Below are 6,579 nucleotides of genomic sequence, written 5' to 3'. Positions count from 1 at the left end.
GGCCCGGGCCCGCCCACCCGCTCGCGACCCCGCCCCCGCCGCCCACGTGGCCGGTACGAGCCTCACGAGGCCGGTACGAGCCTCTCCGGGGACGGCACGGCGACCACGGCGGTGACCCGGACCGGCGCCGGCGGCCGGCGGGCGGACCGGCTGTGGCGCAGGGCGCCGCAGCCGATGGCGCCGGCTATGAGCAGGCCACCGGAGACCAGCGCGCCGCGGGCACCCGCGTACTCCATCAGCAGACCCAGCAGCGGCGGCCCAACCAGACCCCACACCGTGCTCGCGCTGCGCCACACCCCGAGTACCCGGCCCCGCATCTCGGGTGCGGGATCGGTCTGCAGGAGGGTGGCCCCCGCGGTGTCGGACACGGACTCGACGACCGCCATGGGGACGACCAGCAGGATCAGCACCAGCAGCCCGGGTGAGAGACCGGCTGCCGCCTGGAGCAGCCCCCCGCAGGCCGCCAGGACGGCCACCAGGCGCACGGACGGGTTCCGCAGCCGGCCCGCGGCGACGGCTCCGGCGATCCCGCCCACGGCCAGGACCGTGGACACCGTGCCGAAATCGCTCTCGCCGGCCTGGAGCGGGCCGACGACCAGCACGGCCAGGGTCAGCTGGTAGTTCCGGCCGAACACCGAGCTCAGCGCCGTGACGCCGGCGAGCGCGACGAGCCGCGGCCGTCGCAGGAAGTACGTGAGGCCCGCGCGTGCGCCTCCGTCGTCGTCGCGCCGGGCACGCCTGCCGTGCCGCCGGCCCGGGGGAACCGCCGCGTCGGCCGTTCGCGCCTCGGGCGGGGTGCCGGAAGTGCCCCCGGCCGCCCGTACCCCGTGGTGCGAGCCGCGCACCGGACGGAGGAAGGGGATGACGGCCGCGACGAAGACGAAGGAGAGGCCGTTCGCCACGTAGGCCGACGCCGTGCCGAGCGTCCCGACGGCGACCGCGGCCACCGCCGTACCGGCGAGCCGGCCGGAGCTGTGCACCACCGAACCGAGGGCGATGGCCGACGGCACGTCACGGGCGGGCACCAGGTCGTTGCCGAGGAGCGAGGTGGCCGGGCCGTCGATCGTGTTCACGATGCCCGTGACGGCGGCCAGGAGGAGCAGCACCGGCATGCTCAGCAGGTCACCGGCCATGAGCGCGGCCGTCGCGAAGGCGACGATCCCGAGCACCACCTGGCTGACCGTCGCGGTGGTCTTGCGGGGCCACCGGTCGACCGCCGCGCCACCGAGGACACCGAGCAGGAGCCCGGGTCCGGCCTGCACGGCGAGTGACAACCCGGTCGCGGCGGCGGAGCCCGTGATCTGGAGGACCAGGAGGTTCTGCACGGTGAGCTGCATCCAGGCACCGGTGTTCGACACGAGGTTGGCCACCGACCACCAGCGCATGCTGGGGCTGCGCAGGCAGCGCCAGGGGTTCCTGTCGGCGGAACGGCCGGTGGGCGCCGCCGGTCCCCGGAAGCGGGCAGCGGAAAGGAGGGAAGGAGAGGGCACGGCACGCAGTTTCCGACGAGGGCGGGGGAGAGACACACGTCGGGCTGTGTGAGCGGTGCAGTGGGTGCCTCGGTGCCGGGCAGGACCCGCTCAGGTGCTCGGGCCGCCTGCCGTGCGGCGCGCCCATCTTCACAAACGCCCCTCACCGGCAGGAAACGCCGGAGCGGCGGGGACGCCGTCCCCGCCGCTCCGCACCCCCCAACTCCCGCCGTGTCAGGGGTCGTACATCCTCAGGTGTCGTTCCTCACACGGTGGCCCGCTCGAGCGCCGCGTCGGTCTCGCGCAGGAAGTCGTCGAGGTCACCCGGATTCCGGGAGGTGATCAGCTTCCAGCCACCCGTGCCGTCCGTGACGACGGGCTCGTCGACCCAGTGGCCGCCGGCGTTGGTGACGTCGGTGCGCAGCGACGAGTACGAGGTCAGCTTCTTGCCCTTCACGACGTCGGCCTCGACCAGTGCCCACGGTCCGTGGCAGATGGACGCGATCGGGCGCCCGGACCCCGTGAACGACCGGACGATCTCCAGGACGCTGTCCTGACCGCGCAGGGTGTCGGCGTTCAGGGTGCCTCCCGGGATGAGCAAGAGGTCGTAGGCCTCCGGGTCCGCCTCACTGAGGGTGAGGTCCGGCTTCACCTTCTCCCCGGGATCCTTGTCGCCGACGAGCGTCTCGATGTCGTCGGAAGAGACCGCCGCCACGTCCACCACGGCGCCCCAGCCGCGAAGGTGTTCGACGGGCACCTTCAGCTCGTCCTGCTCCACGCCGTAGTTCGTCACGATCGCCAGTACCTTCCGCACGCTCACTTCGTCGTCACCCATCGCCGTGCCCCTTTCCAGGTACGTGTCGGTATGTCGGTATGCGGTGCCGGCCGCGTACGGCCCGACCTCGTGGGTTCCCGCAAACGCGGCGGGTATGCGCCGGCGGGCGAGCGGTCCTTCCTCCGGGGAAAGGCGGCGGCACGAGGTTTTCCGCGCCCCGCGCTGGTTACCCGAGGCTCACCGCACCGCGTGGCCGACCGGCTCCGGCGGCCAGGGGCGGCAACGACCGGAACCGGCGGCGACCTCACGGTGGAAGCGAGTGCAACATGGCCATCAATCCGTCCTCCGGTGCCCGTGTCGTGGTGACGGGGGCGACCGGCAACGTGGGTACGAGTGTCGTCCGGGCGCTGGCGGGCGATCCGGCGGTCGGCTCCGTCCTGGGCCTCGCCCGCAGACGGCCGCGCCTCGAGATCGACGGGGTGGAGTGGGCTACGGCGGACCTCTCCCGCCCCGGCGGTTCCGGCGCGCTCGCCGGTCTGCTGCGGGGCGCGGACGCGGTCGTCCACCTGGCATGGCGTTTCCAGCCCACGCACGATCCGGTGGTGACCTGGCAGAGCAACGTCCTCGGGTCCCTCAGGCTCTTCTCCGCGGTGGCCGAGGCAGGCGTCCCCGCCCTCGTGCACGCCTCGTCCGTCGGCGCCTACTCCCCGGGACCGAAGACGGAGCCCGGAGTCGACGAGGAATGGCCGACCCACGGCTGGCCGGACGCGGCGTACTGCAGGGAGAAGGCGTACCTGGAGCGCGTGCTCGACACCTTCGAACTGCGGCATCCGGAGATCCGGGTGGTCAGGATGAGGCCCGGCTTCCTGTTCAAGGAGACGGCGGCGAGCGAGCAGCGCCGCATCTTCGGCGGGCGCTACCTCCCCGGCCCGCTGCTCCGTCCGGACCTCCTGCCCTTCGTGCCCGACCTCGAAGGGCTCCGCTTCCAGGTCCTGCACACCGACGACGCGGCGCAGGCGTACCGGCTCGCCGTCCTGAGCGACGCCCGGGGCCCTTTCAACCTGGCCGCCGACTCGGTGACGGACGCCAGGCGGCTGGCCGACCTGCTGGGCGGACGCGTGGTACGCGTGCCGCGGTCCCTGGTGCGCACCGCCCTGTCCGCCGCCTGGCGGGCCCACGCCGTACCGGCTTCCCCGCACCTGTTCGACGCGGTGCTGAGGCTGCCGGTGCTCGACTCCGGCCGGGCGCGGACCGTGCTGGGCTGGCGGCCCGCCCACACCGCCGACGAGGCCCTGAGCGCCTTCCTGCGCGGTGTACGACGGGGTGACGGTGAGGACACGGCTCCGCTGGGCGGCAAGAGGGTGGGGTGAACGGCTGAGGAGGGGCCCGCCCGTCAGGCACCTCACGTGCACCCGGTCCGCCGACGGCAGCGGGCGCCGCATCCGCGAGGCGCCGAGCCCTCGCACGTCCGTCAGGGTGCGAGGGTGTGCTTGACGGCCGCTCTGAGGGCGTCGCGGGTGGCCGGGGGGAGCGGCGTCCCGTGGTAACTCTCGACGAGCTGGTGAGCGATGTCGCGCAGCTTGACGTTGCTGTTCTGGGAGGCGTGGATCAAGGTCTGCCACGCCTGCTGCGCCGTACACGGACCCATCGCCATGACGATGCCCCGAGCGGTGTCGATCACGGGACGCGAGGCGATCGCGACACGCAGTCCTTCGATCTCGCTCCGCAGGGCGGCCACCTCCGCGTCGGGAGCCGTCTCCCCGGCGGCCGGGTGGTGCCCCCCGTGTTCGCGCTGCGTCCGCCGAGGTTCGGCGCGTTCCGGCGTGGCCGGTGCGACGTGGGTGCGGGGGCCCCGGCCCTCGGTGTGGTCCGCCATGTCCCCTCCTCTCCCCCCGTCCTCACTCCTCTGCGGCGGTGACGCCTGCGGTCACGGGTGTCCGTCTGCCCACCAGTGTTCCGCCCGGTCGGCCACGAGGCAGCCCGGGCGGAACGAGTGGCACCGGGAGCTGGACGGCGGGGCTGCCTGCGTGGAGAGGCGGTGGGGCGCCCACGGGGCACGTACCGGCCGTGCCGGTGCCGGACGGAACTCCGGTCGGCGGGGGCGCGGATCCTCCCGGCGCGCCCGGGGGAACCGCGGCGGCCCGGGTGCGGACGGTTCCGCCATACGGGTGTGCCGGCCGGCTTCACGCGGCGCGGTCCAGAAGAGGAAGCCCGGGCCCGCCCGCCGGTGCCTCCACCGGTGGCGGCACCGGACTCAGGTGCCGCTCCCGGGCAGGGGGCGCCGTCACGGGCGAGCGCAGGAGGCGCTCCTCGTAGTGGTCCAGGAGCACCACGAGGACGAGCAGGAGGGGCGGCATGAGCGAGGGCTGCGAAGACCACAGCGGATTCCCTCCGTCCGGCGTTGTCCGTTCGCGTTGCCGGACGGGCGGAAGTCACCGCGGGGGCCGGTGAAGGTGGTGTGACCGTTCGACGGCGTCCTGTGACCGGTGTGCCGCTCCCGTGGCAGGGGTGTCCTCTCCGCAGGGGCCGGGTGCGGCCGGCCGGCCGCACCCGGACTTCACCGCCCCACCCGTGCGGGCCGCCTCCGTTCGGGGCTGGGCCCGCGCGGCGCCCGCGGTGTCAGTCGAGCCGCCGACGGTCCTGCTCGGTCCACTTGCGGGTGTCGCGGGGCTCGACGTAGGGCTCGGACTCCTCGGGGTGACCTCCGACGATGGCTCGCTCCCGGGCGAGCTCGGCGTCGAACTCCAGGCCGAGGAGGATGGCGAGGTTGGTGATCCACAGCCACACCAGGAAGATGATCACGCCGGCGAGGGTGCCGTAGGTCTTGTTGTAGGACCCGAAGTTCGCCACGTAGACGGCGAAGCCGGCCGAGGCGGCGAGCCAGATCAGCACGGCGATCAGGCTGCCGGGGCTGACCCAGCGGAAGCCGCGCCCCTTGGCGTTCGGTGCCGCCCAGTACAGCAGGGCGATCATGAGGGTGACCAGGACCAGCAGTACGGGCCACTTCGCGATCGACCAGACCGTCATCGCCGTGTCCCCGACACCGAGCGCGGTGCCGAGCTGCCGGGCGAGACCGCCCGAGAGGACGACGATGAGCGCGCTGGCGCAGGCCATCACCATCAGCGCCACCGTCATACCGAGGCGCAGGGGCAGCACCAGCCAGGCGGGGCGCCCCTCCGGCAGGTCGTACACGGCGTTGGACGAGCGGATGAACGCGGCGACGTAGCCGGAGGCGGACCAGAGGGCGCCGAGAAGACCGACGACCGCCACGACCGAGCCCGTGCTGCTGCTGCCCTGGAGCTGGGTGACGGCATCGGTGATGACGTCGCGGGCGGCACCCGGGGCGAGCTTCTGGATGTTGTCCAGCACGGCCTGGGTCGTGCCGTGCCCGACGATGCCCAGGATCGAGACGAGCACGAGGAGGGCGGGGAAGAGTGCCAGCACCCCGTAGTAGGTCAGGGCGGCGGCGCGGTCGGTCAGCTCGTCGTCCTGGAACTCCCGGAAGGTACGGCGCAGGACCTGGCCGAACGACTTCTTCGGCAGATCGGTCGGTTTGTCCGGGGCGGCGTCCTGCACCTCCGGGCTCGGCCCCTCGGCGGGAGGGGTGCCCTCCCCGGGAGAATCGTCCTGGTGCTCGATCCGGTTGTCGTCATCGCGGTTCATGTGACCCGGGTATCCCCCCGCGGCGGAAGAATGCGGCTGATATGCGGATCCGCCCCCGGTCGGGCCATCCGACCGGGGGCGGAACCCGATGTGCGTGCTCGGGACGGAGGCGGCCCAGCCGCCCGGGGGCCGGTCGCCCGGTGGGATCAGGCGGCCTGTATCAGTTCGACCCGGCCGAAGAGGAGTGCGTAACCCGAAGGCAGCCGGTCGAGGATGCGTGTCATCAGCTCCGGGCCGGCCAGGGCGGCGACCGTGGTCAGGACGGCCCCGGTGTCCCAGCGGGTGGTGGCGGCCGGTGCGCCCGCGCGGGTGGCGAGGTCCTTGACGAAGCCCCATCCGGTGAGGGGCTCGATGTCCGGGATCTCGGCCGTGAGGACGGCGGCCGCCTCCACGGGAAGGCGGGCGGCCAGGTCGACGCGTTCGTCGCCGGTCAGCTGCCGCCCCAGGCCGCCGAGGACCAGCCGAGCGGCTTCCTCGGCCCGTGCCCGGGTCGGGTAGGCACCGTCGTACCGGACCTTTTCGAGCAGCTGGTCGAACGTCATCGCGGCCACGCGCCGGACCGCCTCACGCTGGCTGGACATCGGTGCAGTCGTTGCCTTTCTCGGTTGTTTCGGGGTGACTCCCGCCGGCCCGGCGGATGGGCGCCGAACGCGGCGGGACAGAGGGGGCCGG

The 6,579-nt window shown here is 73.4% G+C and carries 7 protein-coding genes; 1 reads left to right on the top strand and 6 read right to left on the bottom strand.

Features of this window, described 5'->3' with window-relative positions:
- Positions 1–62: 62 nt before the first annotated feature.
- Positions 63–1,490, bottom strand: a complete 1,428-nt coding sequence (locus ABZ371_RS27215; RefSeq protein WP_358684299.1) for an MFS transporter — start codon at positions 1,488–1,490, stop codon at positions 63–65.
- Between the two features lie 244 nt (positions 1,491–1,734).
- Positions 1,735–2,304, bottom strand: a complete 570-nt coding sequence (locus ABZ371_RS27210; protein ID WP_358684297.1) for a type 1 glutamine amidotransferase domain-containing protein — start codon at positions 2,302–2,304, stop codon at positions 1,735–1,737.
- A 266-nt stretch (positions 2,305–2,570) separates the two neighbouring features.
- Here ABZ371_RS27210 and ABZ371_RS27205 point away from each other — a divergent pair, with 266 nt between their 5' ends.
- Positions 2,571–3,614, top strand: coding sequence for an SDR family oxidoreductase (locus tag ABZ371_RS27205; protein ID WP_358684295.1), 1,044 nt, complete (start codon positions 2,571–2,573; stop codon positions 3,612–3,614).
- Positions 3,615–3,715: 101 nt separating this feature from the next.
- On the opposite strand, the gene ABZ371_RS27200 is transcribed toward ABZ371_RS27205, so the two are convergent.
- The 4 genes from ABZ371_RS27200 to ABZ371_RS27185 form a co-directional block, all read right to left on the bottom strand.
- The gene (locus ABZ371_RS27200; RefSeq protein ID WP_358684293.1) at positions 3,716–4,120 is read right to left on the bottom strand and encodes an ANTAR domain-containing protein; all 405 of its coding nucleotides are present in this window, start codon (positions 4,118–4,120) and stop codon (positions 3,716–3,718) included.
- 307 nt (positions 4,121–4,427) lie between these two features.
- A complete protein-coding gene (locus ABZ371_RS27195) occupies positions 4,428–4,601 on the bottom strand; it encodes a hypothetical protein (protein ID WP_358684291.1) in 174 nt (57 codons plus the stop codon).
- 262 nt (positions 4,602–4,863) lie between these two features.
- Positions 4,864–5,907, bottom strand: coding sequence for a YihY/virulence factor BrkB family protein (locus tag ABZ371_RS27190; RefSeq protein WP_358684289.1), 1,044 nt, complete (start codon positions 5,905–5,907; stop codon positions 4,864–4,866).
- A gap of 146 nt (positions 5,908–6,053) precedes the next feature.
- A complete protein-coding gene (locus ABZ371_RS27185) occupies positions 6,054–6,488 on the bottom strand; it encodes a DUF2267 domain-containing protein (protein WP_358684287.1) in 435 nt (144 codons plus the stop codon).
- Positions 6,489–6,579 lie beyond the last annotated feature (91 nt).

The sequence above is a fragment of the Streptomyces sp. NPDC005899 genome (genome assembly GCF_040629645.1).
Lineage (GTDB): Bacteria > Actinomycetota > Actinomycetes > Streptomycetales > Streptomycetaceae > Streptomyces.
This window is presented reverse-complemented; position numbering and strand designations above follow the sequence as displayed.

What these genes read in the sequence shown, in the direction of transcription:
- ABZ371_RS27210 (WP_358684297.1), bottom strand. Translation starts at nt 2,304, where the DNA reads ATGGGTGACGACGAAGTGAGCGTGCGGAAGGTACTGGCGATCGTGACG.
- ABZ371_RS27205 (WP_358684295.1), top strand. Translation starts at nt 2,571, where the DNA reads ATGGCCATCAATCCGTCCTCCGGTGCCCGTGTCGTGGTGACGGGGGCG.
- ABZ371_RS27200 (WP_358684293.1), bottom strand. Translation starts at nt 4,120, where the DNA reads ATGGCGGACCACACCGAGGGCCGGGGCCCCCGCACCCACGTCGCACCG.
- ABZ371_RS27195 (WP_358684291.1), bottom strand. Translation starts at nt 4,601, where the DNA reads ATGCCGCCCCTCCTGCTCGTCCTCGTGGTGCTCCTGGACCACTACGAG.
- ABZ371_RS27190 (WP_358684289.1), bottom strand. Translation starts at nt 5,907, where the DNA reads ATGAACCGCGATGACGACAACCGGATCGAGCACCAGGACGATTCTCCC.
- ABZ371_RS27185 (WP_358684287.1), bottom strand. Translation starts at nt 6,488, where the DNA reads ATGTCCAGCCAGCGTGAGGCGGTCCGGCGCGTGGCCGCGATGACGTTC.